Genomic DNA, 19071 nt, shown 5'->3' on the forward strand with positions numbered 1-19071 from the left:
GCTACACCTGTGCGGGTACGGGCTGCACCAGCTTGCCGCGCAGGCGGCCGACCAGTTCGGAGCTAAGCCCGCCCGAACGCAGCACCGCGGCGACGCCGCCCGCCCTGGCATCCAGGGTTGCCAGCATGGACCGAATCGCGTCCGGGTGCGCGGCCAAGAGGGGATGGTCCGCGGCGATGCCGTAACCGCCGCTGAGGTCGGTCAGCCCCAGCCGTCGGTAGACCCCGGGTAAACGGTTCTGCGTCAGGGCATAGTCCTCGGCGATGGCCTCCGGCTCAGCCCCCAGCACCGCCAGCAGTGCTGCGGCGAACAGGCCGGTGCGGTCCTTGCCGGCGGCACAGTGGAACAGCACCGCACCGGGGGAGTCAGCCACGGCCTGCAGGCCCCGCACGAGGGCCTCTTTCTGTGAGAGGAGAAGCTTCGCGTACCACTGGCCCACGTGCTCCGGGGAGCGGACCGAGTCCAGCAGGTGCACGGCCGGTTCCGTCGGTGTGCCCAGGGAATCGGTCAGGGGCAGGGCCAGATACTGCACCGGGTGGTCCGCGGACGGGCCACGTCCGGTGCGTTCCGCTTCGTCCGCCGAGCGCAGATCGATGATGGTGCGCAGGCCCGCCTTCACGAGTTCGGCCACCTGTTCCGCGGTGGTGGTCGCGACGTCGTCGGCCCTGAACACCAGGCCCGTGCGGATCTTCCCTCCCTCCACGGGAATCCCGCCCAGATCCCGCAGGTTCGCCAGCGGCGTCGGGGCGGGAACGATGGGTTTAGGCATGGCAGGTTTCCTCCCGGGTACCGTCCGCAGGGCATGGCCGGCGGCGCGTGTGGGCACCATCTTAGGCACGATCGACAGCCTGTGCCGGGCCCAACTATGAGGCATGGCTCACATAGCGATAGGGTGAATTGATCTCGTTCTCTGAAAGGCTCCACCATGCACTGCCGCATCTCCCATCCCGGACTCCAGAAACTCGTTATGACCGCCGAGCAGGCGGCGGCACTGATCAGACCGGGAATGACGGTGGCAATGAGCGGTTTCACGGGGGCCGGCTACCCCAAGGCTGTCCCGCAGGCGCTCGCCGCCCAGATGGAAGCGGCACATGCCAAGGGCGAAGACTTCCAGATCAAGGTCCTCACCGGTGCCTCGACGGCCCCGGAGCTCGACGGCGTGCTGGCCAAGGCCGGCGGTATGGAACTGCGCCTGCCGTACCAGTCCGATCCCACGCTCCGGAAGCGGATCAACGACGGCGAACTCGAGTACATCGACATCCACCTGGGGCACGTGGCCCAGTACACCTGGTTCGGGTTCTACGGGCATGTTGACCTGGCCGTAATTGAGGTGGTCGGCATCAACGAGGACGGCAGCCTCATCCCGTCCTCCTCGGTGGGGAACAACAAGACCTGGCTGGAGCAGGCGGACAAGGTCATCATCGAGGTGAACCGCCAGCAGCCGGAAGCCATGGACGGCATGCACGATGTCTACTACGGCACCGCGCTGCCCCCGCACCGCAAGCCGATCATGCTGGTGAACCCGGATGACCGCATTGGCGAGCCGTACCTGCGCCTGGACCCGGACAAGGTCATCGCCGTAGTGGAAACCGATGCGCCGGACCGCATGACGCCGTTCGCAGCGCCGGATGAAACCTCGCAGCAGATTGCCGGGCACCTGCTGGACTTCTTCGACTCCGAAATCAAGGCCGGACGGCTGACCGATAAACTCCTTCCGCTGCAGTCCGGGGTAGGCAACATTGCCAACGCCGTCCTCGCCGGCCTCTCGACCGCCGGGTACACGGGGCTCACCGCCTACACCGAAGTGATCCAGGACGGGATGCTGCACCTGATCCGTGACGGCGTGATCCGGGTGGCCTCCGCAACGTCCTTCTCGCTCAGCCCGGCAGGGATCGAGGAGTTCAACTCCAACATCGACTTCTACCGCAAGCGCATCATCCTGCGTACCCAGGAGATCTCCAACCATCCCGAACTGATCCGCCGGCTGGGGTGCATCGCCATGAACGGGATGATCGAAGCCGACATTTACGGCAACGTGAACTCCACCCACGTGGCCGGCACTGCCATGATGAACGGCATCGGCGGCTCCGGGGACTTTGCCCGCAACGGCTTCCTCTCCGCCTTTATGTCCCCGAGCACGGCCAAGGGCGGGAAGATTTCCGGGATCGTCCCCATGGCCGCGCATGTGGACCACACCGAGCACGACACCATGCTCATCATCACCGAGAGGGGCCTGGCCGACCTCCGCGGCCTCTCACCCAAGCAGCGGGCACGAGTCATCATCGACAAATGCGCCCATCCGGACTTCCAGCCGCTGCTGCAGGACTACTTTGAGCGCGCCAGCCGGGACAGCCTCGGCAAGCACACACCGCATCTCCTGGACGAGTCCCTGGCCTTCCACCAGCGGTACGTGGAAACGGGAACCAGCCTGCCGGAGCCTGCGGGCCTTTAGGCCCCTGAGTTGCGGGGCGCCTAGCTTCCGCGCAGCCGGTCCAGTTCGCGGCGGTCCTTCTTGGTGGGGCGCCCCGCGCCCCGGTCCCGGACCGGTATCCCCAGTGCCGGGGCGGCGGGCCGGGCGGGCGTGTGGTCGGTGAAGCAGTGCGACGCCGCCTCCGCGCCGACGCGTTTGGCTATCAGTTGCCGCACCTCCAGGATCCGCTCGAAGCCGGGCTGCCGGATCCGGACGGTGTCCCCGGGCTGCACCGGCTGCGCCGCCTTGGCCGGATTGCCGTTCAGCCGGACGTGGCCGGCACGGCATGCGGCAGTAGCCGCGGAGCGGGTTTTATAGGCCCGGACGGCCCACAGCCAGGCGTCCACCCGGACGGATTTGGAAGTGCTTGCTGGAATGCTCATGGGAATTCCGAGTCTAGCGAAGTCCGCGCAGCCGGGCAGCGTCATCCAGCGCCTGCTGCTGTTCCGCAGTCACCACGGACCCGACGACGACGGCAGCCACCCCGGTCCCGGCAGGGTCCACCTCCGCCGCCGCATCCGGGGCAGCGGAGAGCAGGGCACGAACCTCCGCCGGGGTGTAGGGGACCGGCACCCGGGTGTGTGCCACGGTGTGGCAGGTGGGACACAGCGGCACCAGGTCCGACACCGGATCCAGGATGTACCCGGCCGGCAGGTCCGGGCCCGGCACCAGATGGTGTACTTGCAGCAGGGCCTGGGCTCCGGGGCCATACCGCTGGACGGGGACCAGCCCGCAGGCCGCGCAGCTGTCGCCGTGGTAGGCCAGGCACAAGCGCCGTGCCTCGGCGTCGTGCTCGTATCTATTGGCGGGCTGCAGGACGAGGGCCTGGGCGTCCAGCGTTCCCGGGACCGGGCTCAGGGGATCCGGTCCGGAACCGAGGAACCCGGACCACAGCCGGCGCAGCGCGGGAACCGAGGCAGGGGGAACGGCCGCAGCGCCGCCGTCGGACAGGGCAGGCAGGGCCGGCACGCTTTCCTGCAGAAGCACTGCCGGCAGTTCCTCGCCCAGGGGCAGCAGCAGATCGAAGTCCACCGTGACGGCTCCGGGTCCGCCGTGGTTTTCGTCGGAAGAGACGATGCCGTGGCCCGCCAGTCCGCGCGGCCCCCGCCCGCTGTTTCCGCACAGCACGAGCCAGACCTCGGCGCCGGGTGCCGGCCGGGCTCCGGACAGCGGAACACTCCGGCGGACGGTTCCGCCGCCGGCTACGGTGCTTACGGCAGGGCCGTAACCGCCCGGCCAGGGATCCGGCAGGTCAGCATTCCACGGGAGAAGGACGGAAGGCACCGGTCAGCGGGGCTGATAGGTAAGGCAGTCCGCCAGTTCGGCGCCGGGCCCCACCCGGACATCATGGGCGTCGCACATCAGGTGGTTGTTGAACCGGCACTCGTTGCGCTGGCAGGCGCCAACCTGGGCGAGGACCTTCGGCAGGCCACCGGTCGCAGACGTGTCAATGAAGGTGGCGCAGCTGGCGTGGTCCGGAGTGCCGCCGACGGTGATGGCGTAGGCGGTGCAGCCCTCGTGGTTGAAGTCGCAGCTGGACACCGTGCAATCCTGCACGTGGGCAACATGATCGGTCATGGTTCCTCCCAAAAGGTGGTCATTCGTTCCGTGCCTGGTGTCGAACGTACCACCGCCGCGCGGGAATAATTAGCGCGAATTTCCCTACCCTATTAGGCGGGTTTGGCCTGTGCCGTCCGGTTGGGTAGAACGGAAGGATGACCGCACCACGGGCCTCAGCCGCCGCCGCCGAATTCCACCTCGCAGCGCGCGGGCAGGGCCTGGACCTGGATGCCGGGCAGCTGGCCGTCCTGCCGGCGTTGGCCCGGGCTGCGGACGCGGCCCGGTCCCCGGAACCCGCGCCGGACCAGTCCTCCGTCTACCTGTGGGGGCCGCCGGGGCGCGGCAAGACCTGGCTGCTGGACACCCTGTTCGCTTCCGTGGACATCCCGGACAAGCGCCGGCTGCATTTCCACGACTTCTTCCGGGAATTGCACGCCCTCGTTTTCGCCGGCTACGGAAACCCGGGGTACCGGCAGGATTCCGCCTTCGCCGCAGCACTGGACCGGATGCTGGGTTCGGTGCGGCTGCTGTGCTTTGACGAATTCCATGTCAACGACCCCGCCGATGCCGCCTTCATCACCCGCCTGCTCCGCACCGTGCTGGACCGCGGGATTGTCTTGGTGGCCACGTCCAACTACGCGCCGGAGGAACTGCTGCCGGACGAAATGTTCCACCATCTCTTCGAACCCGGGATTGCCCTGATCACGCAACACCTGCAGGTCAGGGCACTGGACGGGGACGTGGATTACCGCACCGTTGCCCGCTCCCGCCACGCCTCCGGTTTCGCCGCCGGGCACCACCTGCGCAGCGACGGCGCCGGGATGATGGCCTCCGCCGGGCTGGTCCCTCCCTCCCCGGCGGAAGCGGTGAAGCTGACGCCCGGTACCCGGACGCTGCGGGCGCTGCGGGCCGACGGCGCGCAGCTGTGGTTCGATTTCGAGGACCTCTGCCACGCCCAGTCCGCCACCTCGGATTACCTGTCCCTGGCCCAGTCGCACCGGCACTGGGTGATCAGCGGAGTGCCGGCAACCGGCGGATCCAACCCCTACGGCTGGCAGCGCTTCGGCAACGTCGTTGACGTGCTGTACGACGCCGGGTGCCGCCTGGACGTCATAGGGCTCCCGGATTACGACGGCGTGTTCCCCGGAACGGCCCATTCCACCGATCTGGCACGGATCCGCAGCCGGTTCGGGATGCTGCAGGGACTGCCGCAGCCCGAGCCGGGGTGGCTGGGCAGCTAGGGCCGGACGCCCGGCGCTAGCTGCCGTCGTCGGCGAGGTTTTCGGCGTCCGCCAGCTTCTGCCGGGCCTTTTCCGCCGTCCGCCGGGCGGAACGGGAGGCGCGCCGGGCCTGGTCCCGCTCGCGCTCCAGTTTCCCGGAGCGCCGGTCCACGGCGGACACTTCCCGCTCGAGCTGGCGGATCCGTTCCCGCAGTTCGTCGATCTCATCCGTGAGTTCGTCCCGGTGGCCGGCGGATTCGTCCACCGCCCGCTGGGCGGTGTCGAGTGCTTCCTGCGCCTGCTGCTCCGCGCCGGCCGCTTCGTCCAGCTCAACGCGGGCCGTCCGGACGGCCCGCTGTGCCTCGGCCTGCCGCCGTCGTACCGCGGCGCTGTCCTGGCTGCCGCCCTTGGAACCGGAGGTATCCTTCGCACTGCGTCCGGCCGGGGTGCGAGAGCCCGCCCCCGCGCCGTGCGGCACCGAATCGGGGTCGGCAACCGCGCCGTCCAGGTCCACCTCTTCCCAGCCGCTGGCGGCGAGGGACCGGACCAGCTGGCCGCTGGCGACGACGTCGGCTGCCGAGGGATCGGTCATTGCTGCCCAGAGGGTCTGTTCGGCCTCGCCGGCCAGGGTTTCGCTGACGGGGTGGTCCAGTTCCGCAGCCAGGTCCCGTGCGTCCCGGATGATGGCGCGCAGCAGCCGTTGGCGTTCTGTGCTGAGCCGGCGCAGCTGTTTCTGGTCCAGATCCTCCTGGGCCTCCCGCAGGGCCGCCCCCAGTTCCAGCACCTGCCCAAGCTCTTCCTGCCGCTGGTGGGCCAGCAGGTTGACCAGCCAGGCCGCCGTCGACGGTTTCGGAAGGGCCTTGATGCGGGTGGCCAGATCCTTGTTCCCGGCTTTCCCGGCCGCTGCGGCCTTGGCATTGCGGGCGGCGGTAAACTCAGCGGGCAGCAGCGAATAGAGGTCGGCGACGGCGGTGCCAAGCGAAGAGGGGCCGGCGTCGTCGGCGCTCACGCGAAGAGGCCAAACCGGCCCAGTGCCACCACCAGGGAAAGCACCATCAGGATGACGGCGAGGGCAATCCGGTTCCGCTCGCCGCGGCGCACATGGACCAGGACGGCCAGCGCCATCAGCACGGCCAGCGCGGAGGCTGCCACCGCCGTCAACACGGGCAGGACGCCGGTGACCCCGGGGAGGATCAGGCCGAGGGCTCCCAGGACTTCGAGGACGCCGATTAGTTTTACGGTTCCCGCGGAGAAGTCCTCCGGCCAGCGGAGGTTCTCCTTGAGGCGGTCATAGCCCTGGAAGATCTTCATAAAGCCGACCCCGGCAAACAGCAATGCCAGTACCAGTTGAACAAGCCACAAGAGCAGAGACAGCATGGGTACCTAAGCGTCTTTCTGTGTACGGGCGGGGGCGGCGCACGGAACCACTGGGGAAACTACTGGGCAACCACTATGGAACCATCACCATCCAAGCATCGTCTGTCTGCCGGGAACTGCGCAATAAGCCGGCGTGGCGCGGTGCGGCGCCTAGCCCACCCGGACCCAGGCGCTGCAGTCCGGCAGCAGGTACCCGTCCCAAACGGCACCGTTCCGGCTGCAGGCAATCAGCTCTCCCGCCGGCAGCTCCACATCCGTTCCACCCATGTTCATAACGGCAATAACATTGCCGTTGGCGAAGGCAAGCACCTGCTCGGAGTCGTAGCCGGGCCACCAGGCCAGCGAACCGTTGCCCAGGTCCAGCTCGCGGCGCAGGTCCAGGGCGATCCGGTAGAGGTTCAGTGTTGAGTCCGGGTCCTCCCGCTGCACACCGCGGGCCAGCTCGCCCCACCCCTGCGGCTGCGGGAGCCAGGATTCCCCGGTTCCGTTGAAGCCGAAAGCCGGACCGTCCGGTGTCCATGGCAGCGGAACACGGCATCCGTCCCGGCCCAGCCGTTCGCCGGCGGTGCGGTGGTACGTCGGATCCTGGCGGAAGGCGTGATCCATCTGGGTGTGGTCCGGCAGGCCGAGTTCCTCGCCTTGGTAGAGGTAAACACCGCCGGGCAGTGCCAGCATCAGCAGCGTGGCGGCGCGGGCACGGGTAATGCCAAGGTGATGGTCAGGCTGGGTATCCGCCGCGCCGATACCGTCGCCCGGGCGTTCCTGCCAGCCGGTTTGGCCGAAGCGGCTGGTGTGCCGGACGACGTCATGGTTGGACAGGACCCAGGTGGTCGGGGCGCCCACGCTGTCGAACGCACGCAGGCTGGACTCGATGACGTGGCGCAGGGCCGGGGCGTGCCAGGGGTGGTGCAGGTAGGAGAAGTTGAACGTCTGGTGCATTTCGTCCGGGCGCACCCAGTCGCTGAGGCGTTCGATGGGGTCGATGGTCGCTTCGGCGCAGAGCACCCGGTCGCCGTCGTAGGAGTCCAGGATCTTCCGCCAGGAGCGGTAGATGTCGTGGATGCCGGGCTGGCCGAACATCGGGGCCGCGTGGCCGGGGAACCCTTCGGAGGAGGACCCGTCGGCCCGTCCGCCCCAGTCCGGGAGCCCGGATTTCTTGATCAGGGCGTGCGCGACGTCGACGCGGAACCCGCCGACGCCGCGGTCCAGCCAGAACCGCAGGATCTTCTCGAATTCGGCGTGCACTGCCGGGCTGTCCCAGTTGAAGTCCGGCTGGGAGGTGTCGAACAGGTGCAGGTACCACTGCCCGGGGGTGCCGTCGGGTTCGGTGACGCGGGTCCAGGCGGGGCCGCCGAAGTGCGACTGCCAGTTGTTCGGCGGGTTTTCCCCGTGTTCCCCGGTGCCGTCGCGGAAGATGAACAGGTCCCGGGCCGGGGAGCCGGCGGGGGAGGCCAGGGCAGCCTGGAAGAGGGGGTGCTGGTCGGAGCAGTGGTTGGGGACCAGGTCCACGATGATGCGGATGTTATGGCGGGAGGCTTCGGCGACGAGGGCGTCGAAGTCGTCCAGGGTGCCGAAGAGGGGGTCCACGGAGCAGTAGTCGGCGACGTCGTAGCCGGCGTCCTTCTGGGGTGAGCGGTAGAAGGGGGAGAGCCAGATGGCGTCGATGTCGAGTTCGGCCAGGGTGGGGATCTCGGCGGTGATGCCGGGCAGGTCCCCGATGCCGTCACCGTTCAGGTCACGGAACGAGCGCGGGTAGATCTGGTAGATCACCGAGGACCGCCACCATTCACGACCGGTGGACGCCGGGTGGACGGGAACTAATTCGGTCAAGGAATCATCAAGAACGGTCCGGAACATTTGGCTATCCTAGGTGCGCGGACGCCAGGACCGAAACGTTTCCTTTTGTGTGTCGCTAACGGTTTGAATTTCCTCTTGATTACGGGCACTAGAGATGAAATAAGACTTTTCGAACGTGTTTTCCGCCTTTTGATATCAGCTGGTTCCGCCGGCTGGAGCACGCGCCAACGGGGTGCCGCCGTCGTTCCGCCATGTTGTCCGGACCTGGGCTGAAGCTCAGAACCCCGCCACGGGACGGGGGCGGTAGGACTCCTCCAGAGCGGCGAATTCCTCTTCGGTCAACTGGATATCCAGGGCCTCGATGTTGTCATCCAGGTGGGAAGCCGCCGTGGCACCGATCAGCGGGGAGGCGACCACAGGATTCGCCAGCACCCAGGCGAGGGCGATTTGGGCGCGGGTTGCACCGCGGCCCTCGGCGACGTTGCCCACGGCATCGGTGATGCTGTGGTCCGCTTCTTCATTGCCGCGGTAGAGCTCATGGCCCTGCTCGTCGTAGCCCTGGCGGACCGTCCGGGCCCCCCACGGGCGGGCCAGGCGGCCGCGTGCAAGCGGAGAGTAAGGCAGCGCCCCAATCCCCTGGTCCGCGCAAAGCGGAAACATTTCCCGTTCCTCTTCCCGGTAGAGGAGGTTGTAGTGGTTCTGCATCGTAATGAACTGCGCCAAGCCGTGCTTCTCCTGCAGGGACAGGGCCTGGGCGAATTGCCAGGCGTGCATGCTGGATGCACCCAGATACCGGACCTTGCCGTCCCGGACCAGCTGGTCAAGGGTTTCGAGGGTTTCTTCCAATGGGGTGCTCCCGTCCCACCGGTGCACCTGGTAGAGGTCGATGTACTCAGTGCGCAGCCGCCGCAGGGTCTCCTCCACCTGCCACAGGATGTGTTTGCGGGACAGCCCCCAGCCGTTGGGTCCCGGCCCCATTTCGCCGTGTACTTTGCTGGCGATCACCACTTCTTCCCGCCGGCAGTATTCCGCAACTGCCGCTCCCAGAATTTCCTCGCTGTGGCCGGCGGAATACACATTGGCGGTGTCGAAGAAATTGATCCCGAGTTCCACCGCGTGCCGCAGCAGGGATTTGGCCTCATCCTCCCGGAGGGTCCACGCGTGTGCGCCCCGGTCCGGGGAACCGAACCCCAGGCAGCCCAGCCCGATGGCCGAGACCGTAGCCCCTGACTTGCCGAGCTTGCCGTATGTCATCGAGTTCATCCGCTGGCCTCCGCTGCTGCCGTGCCGGTTCGATTACCGAGATGCTACCGGGGCCGGGGCTCCGCCGGGTAGACAGGACGCGGAAGGGCTCCCGGCAGCCGCCCACACGGACCTATACTGGCGCACATGGTCGCCGGAACGGGTACCGAAAGCCGCCGCAGCTTCACGGCGGGGGAAGCACTGATGCTGCCGCCGCTGCATGAGTTGGCAGGTGTCGCCAAAGTGGCGCAGCCGAGGGAAGGCCGGCGCACGGAAGTCCGTTACGACACCACTGATCGGGCCCTGAAACGGCACGGCTTCCGCCTTTCCCGAATCACGGACCACGACGGCGGTGCCCGCTGGGAGCTCAGCGCGGTGTCCCTGGACCCCTCCACACGCGTCAGCGCCGGGCAGGATGCCGGGATTCCGCCCGAAGATGCGGTCATACCGCCGGAGCTCATGGAGGACGTCCAGGCGGTTGCCCGGGGGCGGGAGCTGCTGCCGGCGGAAACCCTCACGACCAGCTTCCTGGACTACGGGCTTTTAGACGGCACGGGGGCGGTCCTGGGCAGCGTGACGGACGAACGCGTCGTGGGAAGCGGGCCGGATACCCCCGGAAGCGGGCGGCGGGTCTGGGTGGTCCGTGCCGGTGACGAGGGCTTGGCTGAAGCGGCGGAGGCCGTCCTCCTCGCCGCCGGTGCCGCCATGACCGGACCCGGGACCGCGGAGGAACCGGAGCTGGAGCAGGCCGGGCCCGACACCGCAGGGACCGGTGCCGTGCCGCTGACCACGGACGGCCCGGTGTCCGCCGTGTTGCTGCAGTACCTGCGCGCGCAGTTCGACGAGTTGCTGCGGCACGAACCCCGGGTGCGCCGGGGGGAAGCGGACGGAATCCACAAGATGAGGGTGGCCACCCGGCGGCTGCGCTCGGCCCTGTCCAGCTACCGCAGCACGATGGACCCCGAGCCGGGGAACACCCTGCGTGAAGAGCTGCGCTGGCTTGCGGGAGTCCTCGGCCAGGCCCGGGATGCCCAGGTGATGCGGCACCGGCTCCAGCAGCTCATTGCTGACGAACCTGGCGACCTGGTGATGGGCCCCGTTGCCGCCCGCGTGGATGAAGAACTGCTTTACGAGTATCGGCAGGCGTACGGACAGATTCGGGAAGCACTGCACTCCCGGCGGTACTTCCAGGCGTTGGATGCGTTGGAAGCGCTGGTGGACGGACCGTCCTGGACCGGAACGGCCCGGGAGCCGGCAGGCCCTGCCTCCGCCCGCATGATCCGGCGGGACCGGAAACGCCTGCACCGCCGGGTACGCGCTGCCCGGACCCAGGAAGGTGAAGCCTATGCAGAGGCGCTGCACGATGCGCGCAAGGACGCCAAGCGGCTGCGTTACGCGGCCGAAGTCTGGGGTCTCGTGCAGCCCAAGGAGGCGAAGGTCATGGTGGACGCCGCCGAGCATGTGCAGAAAATCCTTGGTGAGCACCAGGACAGTGTGGTGACCCAGGGGTACCTGCGGCGCATGGGGGCAACGGCGTCGGCCGCCGGTGAGAACGGATTCACCTACGGCCGGCTCCATGCGCTGGAACAGGTCCGCGCCCGGGCCGCGCAGGAGCGCTTTGACCATGCCTGGAAAGGCTTCCCTTCCAAACCCTGACCGGAGCCGTTATCTGGACCCTGCGGGAGGGTCCGACGTACCCTGCTTTAAACCGGGGGACCTCGACGGAGGAATTCGAATGGAATCGCCCTGGGCTCCGCTGCGCCGGAGGATGTTCCTCATCCTGTGGCTTGCGCAGCTGGGCTCCAATATCGGCACCTGGATGCAGACCGTGGGCGCCCAGTGGTTCCTGGTGGAAACCAGCGACAACCCCGCCCTGGTTTCCCTGGTCCAAACCGCGAACCTCGCGCCCTCGCTGCTGCTGGGACTTATTGCCGGGGTACTGGCAGACGCCTTCAACCGGCGGCGGCTGATCCTGGGCGCCAACATTTTCGCTGCCGGTGCCGCCTCCGTACTGACAGTCGTGGCCGCCCTGGACCTGCTGGATCCGGATTCGCTGCTGCTGTACACGTTCCTCATCGGCTGCGGCATGGCGCTGAGTGCACCTGCCTGGCAGGCCATCACACCCACCCTCGTGCCCCGGGAGGAAATCCAGGCGGCCGCGGCCCTCGGCAGCGTGGCCATGAACACCGCCCGCGCCGTGGGCCCGGCAGTGGCCGGTGTGCTGGTGGCCCTGGCAGGTCCGGCTTTTGTGTTCGGGATAAACGCACTGTCCTTCATTGGCACCTCGCTTGCGATCTACAGCTGGCGGGCGCCCCGCGACGATCCAGCCGAGCGGGAACACATGGGGGAGGCGCTTGCCGCAGGAATCCGGTACATCCGGGCTGCCCCGCTCATCCGGCGGATACTGCTGCGGTCCGGGTTGTTCATTTTCCCGGCCAGTGCCCTGTACGCCCTGCTGCCCGTAGCCGTCAACGGACATATTGGACTGGGCTCGGCGGGGTACGGGTTGCTGCTGGGAGCGTTGGGCTTCGGTGCCGTACTGGGCGTGGTGCTCCTGCCCCGGCTGCGCTCGATCCTGCCGGATAACGTGCTGCTCGGGGCCAGCGCCGTGGCTTTTGCTGCCGGAACCTTTGCCGCCGGTTACCTGCCAGCGTGGGCCGTGGCACTGCTGTTGGTGCTCGCGGGGTTCGCCTGGATCTCCACGTTCTCCACCTTGAACGCCGCAATGCAGCTGACCCTGCCCGAATGGGTCCGTGCCCGCGGTTTGTCGGTCTATCTCATGGTTGCCTCGGGGGCGCAGGCCGTCGGCGCCGTCTTCTGGGGGTCCGGTGCCACCGGCGCCGGGTACGCGCCCACCCTGGCCTTCGCCGCCGGTGTCCTGGTGCTGGCAGGAGCCAGTGTCCTGGTGCTTCCCCTGCTGCCGGGAACCGGCCGGTTGGACCGCCGCGTGGCGGGGGCGGAACTGCACCTTCCGGCAGCAGCCAGAGAGCCGGACCCCGCAGCCGGTCCTGTGACCGTCCTTATTTCCTACGAGGTGCCGGCGGAGCGGAACGCCGATTTTGTGGATGCAATGCACAGAGTCCGCCTGTCCCGCATGCGCACCGGTGCCACCGACTGGGAACTGGTGCATTCAGTCACTGACCCGGACCAGTTTCGGGAAATCTACGACGTGCCGACCTGGCGGGAATATCTGCGGCAGGAACAGACCCGGACCACGGGGGAGGACCGCCGGATTATCCAGGATGCGTGGGACCTGGCTGAGGCGGAACCCCGGGTCAGATGGTTCCTGCCCGCGTCCGCCTAAGCGTTCGGTCCGGCGCCGGTGCAACGGATAGACTGGGAGCCGGTTCGAAGGCCGTTTCCGCGGCGGGCCGGCGCGTTGGTTGCGATGCGCTGAAAACGATGCAGTGAACAAACCATTAGTTGAGGTATTTTGCGAGATTTTAGTGCACGCCTGGCCACTGCCGAGGAGATCGCCAACTGGGATAAGCACGTGCTTGCCAACCCCGGCGGCGGCAATGTCCTCCAGTCTGCATCCTTCGCGGAAGTTAAGTCCCACCACGGCTGGAATCCCGTGTACCTGGCCTTCACCGGGCCCGACTACGTCACCTACACGCTGGCGATCGAGAAAAAGGTTCCGGTACTCGGCAGCCTTTGGTACCTGATTAAGGGACCCGACGTCGCCGCCCCCGAAGACGTGCCCCTGGTGGTCGAGGCCCTGACCCGGTTCATTAAGCAGACCCGCCGCAAGGTTTTCGCGATCAAGGTCGAGCCGGACATCGTGGACAGCGAAGAGGTCCAGGCGCTGTTCACCGGCGCCGGATTCATCAAGACCTTCAACCTGCAGCCCAACGATTCAACGGCGCTGCTGGACACGACGCCGGACGAAGAGCAGCTGCTCAAGAACCTCTCCTCGCGCGGCCGCAACGCCGTCCGGCGGGCCATCCGTGAAGGCGCAGACGTCCGCCGCGTGGAGCCCACCGAAGAAAACATGCGCACCATGTACCGCCTGATGGCGCACATTGAGGACCGCTCCGCGGCGCGACTGCGTTCCTACGAGTACTACCACCGCTTCTGGTCCAACTTCGTGGCTGCCGGGCAGGGGCGCTTCTACTTTGCGTTCGAGGACGGCGAGCCCACGGTGGGTGCCTTCGTGATTGCCTACGGCAACAAGGGAACATACAAGGACGGCGGATCCAAGCCACGCCGTTCCCAGTACGGTGACTCCCATCTGGTCCAATGGACGGCGATCACCGAGCTCAAGGACGAGTGCGGCATTACCTCCTACGACTTCTGCGGCACTCCGCCCAGCAGTCAGCTCAAGGACAAGAGCCACCCGCACCACGGACTCGGCCTGTTCAAGACCAGTTTCTCGAAGACCGTCACCGATTTTGTGGGCTGCTATGACTTTGTGGTGGATCCGGTTCGCTACCGTATCTGGAACACCATCGGAGAACGGGTAGCGCGGCAGATTTACTGGCGCCGCCACCAGCAGCCGTTCTACTAAGCAGCAGTTCCACCAGGCAATACCCCGGGCAGGGTCCCGGAACAGGCGAAAGGGCTAGTCCTTGGAGAACACATCCGATCCGGGTGGGCGCAAGCCCGGATCGAATCCGGATTCGGCACCGAACCCGGACCCGGCCGCGGGGCTTATCCCGCTGATCAGCATGCCGGCGGGCCGCCGCGTCCAATCCGGAAAACGCCAGGCGGGAACACCGCCCGAAAAGGCACAGCCCGGAAAAGCACAGTCCGGGAAAGCGCAGTCCGGGAAAGCACAGTCCGGGAAAACGTCGGGCCGGCAGGAGAAGCGGCAGGCCGGACGGCCGACGTCGGGCATGGAACCCGGGCAGCCGCCCGCCACCACTGACATGCCCACCACTGCCCTGCGCAGCACCCGGCCCAAACCGCCGCCTCCCACAACGTCGGTGGCCCGGCCGGCCGGCTCCAGGATCTCCCGGCCCCAGACCAACCGCATCCGGACGACGGCGGACCCGGGCGAGAAACGCCCCCCGCGCCCGCGCAGGACGGCACCGGCAGGTCCCGCACCGCTGGGCTCCCCGGCGGTCCGGGCCGACCGCTCCTCTGCCGCAGCACGGCGGATGCTGCGCAAACTCGTCCAGGGGGAGAACCCGCCCACCCAGGCCATGTCCATTGTGGAGCGGCTGGCAGGCAGCCCCTACGCCAACCCGCTGGTGCGCACCGGCGGTCCGGACGCGAGTGCCCGCAAAACCCTGGATCTCGCGCTGGGCATGGCCGAGTCCATGTTCCGCTACGGCGCCGGTGCGCTCGAAGTGGAAACCGCCATCATCGCGGTGACCGCCGCCTTCGGGCTGGAAAGCATCGAAGTGGACATCACCAACCAGTCAGTGCTGCTGAACTACTCCCCGAAGGACCAGACCCCCATCACGGTAATGCGCGTGGTGCGGTCCTGGACGAATAACTATGCCGGCCTGGGCCTGGTTCACCAGCTGGTGACGGAGATTATCGACGGCGGGCTCTCCCGTGCCGAGGCGTCCAACCGGCTTAACGAGATCACGCACCAGCCCAAACCGTTCCCCCGCTGGGCGGTCACGGCGTCCGCAGGTGTCTTCGCCGCAGCCATCGTCGGGTTTATCGGCGGTGGTCCGCTGGCGTCCCTGGTGGGATTCACCGGCACCGTGATGGTCAGCCTCCTCCAGCGCGTGCTGGGCAGGTGGCGGGTTCCGGACTTCTTCACGACGGCGGCCAGCGGCTTCGTGGTCACGGCGATGGCCATGCTGTTCTGGTCCATGGAGGTGCCGATTTCGCCCGGCATTGTCGTCGCGGGCGGAATTCTCGTGATGCTGCCCACCGGCCGCCTGGTTTCCGCGGTGCAGGATGCGATCAACGGGTTCCCCGTGACGGCATCGGGCAGGTTCCTGTCTGCCTTCCTGACGTTCGGCGCCCTGGTGGCCGGCATTGCCGTGGCGCTTGTCCTGGGAGTCCTGATGGGAATGGGGAGGCTGAACGTCACCGACGTGGCCTCGTCACAGTATTCCTTCGCCGTGACCCTGCTGTTGCTGGCCATTGCCTTGGCCGCCATCTGCGTTGTGGAGCAGTCCCCACGCCGGCTGGTCCTCCCCACGGTCCTCATCGGCGTGGCCGGATTCCTGGTCTACCAGGCGGCGGAAGCAGGCGGCATGGGTGCGCGCCTGACCCCGGCGGTCTCTGCCATCTTCATCGGCATGGTGGCCCGCATCGTGGCCCTGCGGATGGGCGCCCCGCAGCTGATCGTCGCCGTGCCCGCAGTCCTGTTCCTGTTCCCGGGACTGGCGATCTTCCGGTCCATGTACGGCCTGAGTATCGGGACCGAAGAGATGTACCAGGGGGTAGTGGGGCTCTTTGACGCGCTCACCGTCATCCTGGCCATTTCCGGCGGCGTGGTGCTGGGCGACAACCTGGGCCGCCCCTTCACCCGGAACCTGAACGGCAACGACCGGCGCAACCGCCGGCGTTAGCTGCCCAGACAGAAGAGCCCGTCCCCGCCGCTGCGGGACGGGCTCTTTGCTGTGTGGCACCGTTTCCGGTTGGCTACAGGATCTTGCCGACGGGGGTGCGCTTTTCCGCCTGGAAAACGTCTTCGGAACGCCCGGCAGCCCAGTACCCGGACAGGGATACCTGCCGCCGTTCCAGCCCCCGGTGGCTGAAGAGGACATCCCGGAGGGACTTCATGACCTCCCGCTCACCGTGCGCAAAGACCTGCACGGCGCCGTCCCGCCAGCGCACGGTGGACACGGCATCGGTCAGCAGCCGGCTCCGGCCGGCCGGAGTGTCACCGCGGTGCAGCCAGGTCAGCTCAACGCCGGCAGGTTTCTCCACCGGCTGCTGGTCCTGCGGTCCGGCGACCTCGACGAAGGCGTGCCCGACGGCGTCCTGCGGCAGGGCGCGGAGCACGGTGGCCACAGCGGGGAGAGCCGATTCGTCGGCAGCCAGGAGGTACCAGTCGGCGTCGGGGTCCGGGTTGAAAGCTCCACCGGGCCCGGAGAAGGTCAGCGGTTCGCCTGCCTGCGCCGAGGCTGCCCACGGCCCGGCCAGGCCTTCATCGCCGTGCACTACGAAATCGATACTGACTTCCCGTGCCTGGTGGTCCACATTCCGGATGGTGTAGGTACGGGACACCGGCCAGTGCTCACGTTCGCTCCGGGACCGGAGGGTTTCCAGGTCCTCCGAACCGTCGATGGGGCGGCCCTGTGGCCCGAACCAGATTTTGCAGTAGGCATCGGCGCAGGAATTCGGCTGGAACCGGTCAAAGCCGGGGCCGCCGGCCACCACCCGGACCATGTGCCCGCTGATCTGCTCGCGCCGGAGAACCTCAAGGGTCACGAGCGGGCGCTGCCGCCGCGGAATGTCCTGGGTAGGCCCGGCCGGGCGCGGGGGAGTTGGTGATTCGGGCATGGGGTGTCTCCTAGGAAAGGGCCTCAAACTACCGTACCGTGCCCAGGCGCCAGTCCACGGGCCCGGAACCCTGCTGGACCAACAGCTCATTGACGCGGCTGAACGGGCGGGAGCCGAAGAAACCGCGCGAGGCCGACAACGGACTTGGATGCGCCGATTCGACCGTTGGCACACCGTTCAGGAACGGAACGATGCCCTGGGCATCGCGGCCCCACAGGACCGCGACCAGGGGAATATGGGTGCCATCCGCGCGGCGGCGGCCGGCCAAGGAGCGGACGGCGAGCTCGGTGATGTCCTCCCATCCCCGCCGGCGGTGCGACCCCGCCTCTCCCGCACGGACGGTGAGCACCCGGTTCAGGAGGACCACACCCTGGTCCGCCCAGCCGCTAAGGTCCCCGGAGGCCGGGGGATCAATCCCCAGATCGGCTTTGAGCTCGGCAAAGATGTTGTTCAGGCTGCGGGGGAGTGGACGCACATCCGCGCCCACGGAAAAAGACAACCCGACGGCATGGCCGGGAGTGGGGTAGGGATCCTGGCCCACGATCAGCACACGCGCATCGGCCAGCGGACGCTGGAAAGCGCGCAGGATACTGCCGGGCGCCGGTAGGATGTGCTGCCCGGCACGGCGTTCCGCCTCCAGCCCGGCCGCAAGTTCCGCAAGGCGTCCCTTCGCGGGTGCAAGTGCTTCGGCCCAGTCAGGCGCCATCAGGTCTTCAAGCCGTGCGGGGGCGGCGAAGGGAAAGGGCGCATCCGCTATCGGTGCGTCGGGGCGGGGGCAGTCAAAGAGCCGGGGTTCGTCAGTGGTCACCGGTCCATTTTGCCACCGGACCGTTTTTGCCGGGGCGCGCACCCCTCCTCCCCTAAATGACAACCCTGTTATTCCCAATTAGCATGGGCGGGTAGGTATGACAGGGATCTTTTTTGGGAGCGTGTGTGGCTGAACCGACAGAAGCCGAGCGGTTTTCACTCGACGACGCAGTGGATCCGGAAAGCCCGTTGGGTGCCCAGGAACAACAGATGCTCGCATTGGAGCGGGCCTGGTGGAAGTACGCCGGTGCCAAGGAACAGGCCATCAAGGACCTGTTCGGAATGTCGGCCACGAGGTACTACCAGGTCCTGAACGCCCTGATCGACACGGAAGAAGCGCTGGCGCATGATCCGATGCTGGTCAAACGATTGCGTAGACTACGAACGACCCGCCAGCGTGCCCGTACAGCCCGCCGCCAGGGCACCGGCATCTAAGGCCGGTTCCCATCAGCGTTGGCGGGCCAGGACGCGGCGCCACCAGAACAAGGATTGAAACTCCACTATGAGCCAATACCCTCGGGACGAGTTCGACAAGGTCCCCGAAACCTCGGCGCGGCAGGGCGTGCACCGCGAACGCCTCATTCCCCCGCGTTCGAGCGGACTGGGCCTGCTGATCACCGTGGGTGTTCTGGCGCTGCTGATCGGCCTGGCAGCCTACTTTGTCCTGCCGCGGCTGGGTATCGGTTCAGGCTCTTCCGCCCCGTCCCCGGCGGCGCAGGCCACCGTGCCGGCATCCGCTTCACCTACCGCCACGCAGACACCGTCCCCTGACGCGGACACCCGCACGGCATCCCCCAGCCCGAGCGCTGCATCCACCCCTACGCCGACTCCGGAACCGACGCCGTCGACGCCGCCGGTTGACCGCACGCAGCCTGTCTCCGTGTTCAACGCCAGCGGCGTTACGGGACTCGGTGCCGGCGTTTCCGGACGGATCTCCAGTGCAGGCTGGGCGGTGGGAACGGTCGGCAACTGGGCCGGCGCCCCCCAGCAGGCCTCCGGGGTCTACTACAGTTCTCCGGACCAGGCAGCCAATGCGCAGGAGGTCGGCGCCCAGCTGGGCATTCCCACGGTCGCCGAAGTCCCCGGCTTCACGGGCGTCACTGTTGTCCTTGGCCCCGGATTCCGGTAGCCGGCGGCCCGGGGTAAAAAGACCATAACGATATCAACAGCCCGTATGTGATCGCT

The 19071-nt window shown here is 67.5% G+C and carries 18 protein-coding genes; 8 read left to right on the top strand and 10 right to left on the bottom strand.

Annotated elements, in window-relative coordinates; genetic code table 11:
• Window position 1: 1 nt before the first annotated feature.
• Window positions 2-769 carry a tyrosine-protein phosphatase gene (locus tag QNO10_RS02465; RefSeq protein WP_229949157.1) on the bottom strand — a complete coding sequence of 256 codons (768 nt, stop codon included), beginning with the start codon at window positions 767-769 and terminating at the stop codon, window positions 2-4.
• Between the two features lie 156 nt (window positions 770-925).
• On the opposite strand from QNO10_RS02465, the gene scpC reads away from it, so the two are divergent.
• On the top strand, window positions 926-2452 hold the full coding sequence (scpC, locus tag QNO10_RS02470; RefSeq protein WP_229949160.1) for a succinyl-CoA:acetate CoA-transferase ScpC: 1527 nt from the start codon (window positions 926-928) through the stop codon (window positions 2450-2452).
• A 20-nt stretch (window positions 2453-2472) separates the two neighbouring features.
• Here the strand turns inward: scpC and QNO10_RS02475 are convergent, their stop codons facing one another.
• The 3 genes from QNO10_RS02475 to QNO10_RS02485 are packed head-to-tail and all read right to left on the bottom strand — an operon-like array spanning window position 2473 to window position 4048.
• Window positions 2473-2853: an RNA-binding S4 domain-containing protein gene (locus tag QNO10_RS02475; RefSeq protein ID WP_229949162.1), complete on the bottom strand. Its 381-nt coding sequence runs from the start codon at window positions 2851-2853 to the stop codon at window positions 2473-2475.
• Window positions 2854-2866: 13 nt separating this feature from the next.
• On the bottom strand, window positions 2867-3754 hold the full coding sequence (locus tag QNO10_RS02480) for an HNH endonuclease (RefSeq protein WP_229949164.1): 888 nt from the start codon (window positions 3752-3754) through the stop codon (window positions 2867-2869).
• A gap of 3 nt (window positions 3755-3757) precedes the next feature.
• Window positions 3758-4048: a DUF1540 domain-containing protein gene (locus QNO10_RS02485; protein ID WP_229949166.1), complete on the bottom strand. Its 291-nt coding sequence runs from the start codon at window positions 4046-4048 to the stop codon at window positions 3758-3760.
• Between the two features lie 137 nt (window positions 4049-4185).
• Between QNO10_RS02485 and zapE the strand changes: the two genes are divergently transcribed.
• A complete protein-coding gene (gene zapE / locus QNO10_RS02490; protein WP_229949168.1) occupies window positions 4186-5271 on the top strand; it encodes a cell division protein ZapE in 1086 nt (361 codons plus the stop codon).
• A 16-nt stretch (window positions 5272-5287) separates the two neighbouring features.
• On the opposite strand, the gene QNO10_RS02495 is transcribed toward zapE, so the two are convergent.
• The 4 genes from QNO10_RS02495 to QNO10_RS02510 form a co-directional block, all read right to left on the bottom strand.
• Entirely contained in the window at window positions 5288-6259 is a 972-nt protein-coding gene (locus tag QNO10_RS02495) for a hypothetical protein (RefSeq protein ID WP_229949170.1), read from the bottom strand.
• The gene (locus QNO10_RS02500; RefSeq protein ID WP_229949172.1) at window positions 6256-6627 is read right to left on the bottom strand and encodes a DoxX family protein; all 372 of its coding nucleotides are present in this window, start codon (window positions 6625-6627) and stop codon (window positions 6256-6258) included. Before QNO10_RS02500 ends, QNO10_RS02495 begins: the two co-directional genes overlap by 4 nt.
• A gap of 150 nt (window positions 6628-6777) precedes the next feature.
• Entirely contained in the window at window positions 6778-8484 is a 1707-nt protein-coding gene (locus QNO10_RS02505) for a glycoside hydrolase family 13 protein (RefSeq protein WP_229949175.1), read from the bottom strand.
• A gap of 216 nt (window positions 8485-8700) precedes the next feature.
• Window positions 8701-9678 (bottom strand): aldo/keto reductase, encoded by a 978-nt coding sequence (locus QNO10_RS02510; protein ID WP_229949243.1) that lies wholly within the window; start codon window positions 9676-9678, stop codon window positions 8701-8703.
• A gap of 135 nt (window positions 9679-9813) precedes the next feature.
• On the opposite strand from QNO10_RS02510, the gene QNO10_RS02515 reads away from it, so the two are divergent.
• From QNO10_RS02515 to QNO10_RS02530, 4 genes are all read left to right on the top strand, one after another.
• Entirely contained in the window at window positions 9814-11322 is a 1509-nt protein-coding gene (locus tag QNO10_RS02515; RefSeq protein WP_229949177.1) for a CHAD domain-containing protein, read from the top strand.
• A 79-nt stretch (window positions 11323-11401) separates the two neighbouring features.
• A complete protein-coding gene (locus tag QNO10_RS02520; RefSeq protein WP_229949178.1) occupies window positions 11402-12970 on the top strand; it encodes an MFS transporter in 1569 nt (522 codons plus the stop codon).
• A 129-nt stretch (window positions 12971-13099) separates the two neighbouring features.
• Window positions 13100-14173, top strand: coding sequence for a lipid II:glycine glycyltransferase FemX (locus QNO10_RS02525; RefSeq protein WP_229949180.1), 1074 nt, complete (start codon window positions 13100-13102; stop codon window positions 14171-14173).
• A gap of 61 nt (window positions 14174-14234) precedes the next feature.
• Window positions 14235-16142, top strand: coding sequence for a threonine/serine exporter family protein (locus QNO10_RS02530; RefSeq protein ID WP_331460335.1), 1908 nt, complete (start codon window positions 14235-14237; stop codon window positions 16140-16142).
• A 73-nt stretch (window positions 16143-16215) separates the two neighbouring features.
• Here the strand turns inward: QNO10_RS02530 and QNO10_RS02535 are convergent, their stop codons facing one another.
• A complete protein-coding gene (locus tag QNO10_RS02535; protein ID WP_229949182.1) occupies window positions 16216-17079 on the bottom strand; it encodes a siderophore-interacting protein in 864 nt (287 codons plus the stop codon).
• A 28-nt stretch (window positions 17080-17107) separates the two neighbouring features.
• Window positions 17108-17887, bottom strand: a complete 780-nt coding sequence (locus QNO10_RS02540) for a uracil-DNA glycosylase (protein WP_442860261.1) — start codon at window positions 17885-17887, stop codon at window positions 17108-17110.
• 125 nt (window positions 17888-18012) lie between these two features.
• Here QNO10_RS02540 and QNO10_RS02545 point away from each other — a divergent pair, with 125 nt between their 5' ends.
• Window positions 18013-18321 carry a DUF3263 domain-containing protein gene (locus QNO10_RS02545; RefSeq protein ID WP_229949184.1) on the top strand — a complete coding sequence of 103 codons (309 nt, stop codon included), beginning with the start codon at window positions 18013-18015 and terminating at the stop codon, window positions 18319-18321.
• A 67-nt stretch (window positions 18322-18388) separates the two neighbouring features.
• Window positions 18389-19015 (top strand): LytR C-terminal domain-containing protein, encoded by a 627-nt coding sequence (locus tag QNO10_RS02550; RefSeq protein WP_269437842.1) that lies wholly within the window; start codon window positions 18389-18391, stop codon window positions 19013-19015.
• Window positions 19016-19071 lie beyond the last annotated feature (56 nt).

This window comes from Arthrobacter sp. zg-Y919 (assembly GCF_030142045.1).
Classification (GTDB): domain Bacteria; phylum Actinomycetota; class Actinomycetes; order Actinomycetales; family Micrococcaceae; genus Arthrobacter_B.

What these genes read in the sequence shown, in the direction of transcription:
- QNO10_RS02475 (WP_229949162.1), bottom strand. Translation starts at nt 2,853, where the DNA reads ATGAGCATTCCAGCAAGCACTTCCAAATCCGTCCGGGTGGACGCCTGG.
- scpC (WP_229949160.1), top strand. Translation starts at nt 926, where the DNA reads ATGCACTGCCGCATCTCCCATCCCGGACTCCAGAAACTCGTTATGACC.
- QNO10_RS02500 (WP_229949172.1), bottom strand. Translation starts at nt 6,627, where the DNA reads ATGCTGTCTCTGCTCTTGTGGCTTGTTCAACTGGTACTGGCATTGCTG.
- QNO10_RS02465 (WP_229949157.1), bottom strand. Translation starts at nt 769, where the DNA reads ATGCCTAAACCCATCGTTCCCGCCCCGACGCCGCTGGCGAACCTGCGG.
- QNO10_RS02510 (WP_229949243.1), bottom strand. Translation starts at nt 9,678, where the DNA reads ATGACATACGGCAAGCTCGGCAAGTCAGGGGCTACGGTCTCGGCCATC.
- QNO10_RS02520 (WP_229949178.1), top strand. Translation starts at nt 11,402, where the DNA reads ATGGAATCGCCCTGGGCTCCGCTGCGCCGGAGGATGTTCCTCATCCTG.
- QNO10_RS02515 (WP_229949177.1), top strand. Translation starts at nt 9,814, where the DNA reads ATGGTCGCCGGAACGGGTACCGAAAGCCGCCGCAGCTTCACGGCGGGG.
- QNO10_RS02505 (WP_229949175.1), bottom strand. Translation starts at nt 8,484, where the DNA reads ATGTTCCGGACCGTTCTTGATGATTCCTTGACCGAATTAGTTCCCGTC.
- QNO10_RS02485 (WP_229949166.1), bottom strand. Translation starts at nt 4,048, where the DNA reads ATGACCGATCATGTTGCCCACGTGCAGGATTGCACGGTGTCCAGCTGC.
- QNO10_RS02550 (WP_269437842.1), top strand. Translation starts at nt 18,389, where the DNA reads ATGAGCCAATACCCTCGGGACGAGTTCGACAAGGTCCCCGAAACCTCG.
- zapE (WP_229949168.1), top strand. Translation starts at nt 4,186, where the DNA reads ATGACCGCACCACGGGCCTCAGCCGCCGCCGCCGAATTCCACCTCGCA.
- QNO10_RS02535 (WP_229949182.1), bottom strand. Translation starts at nt 17,079, where the DNA reads ATGCCCGAATCACCAACTCCCCCGCGCCCGGCCGGGCCTACCCAGGAC.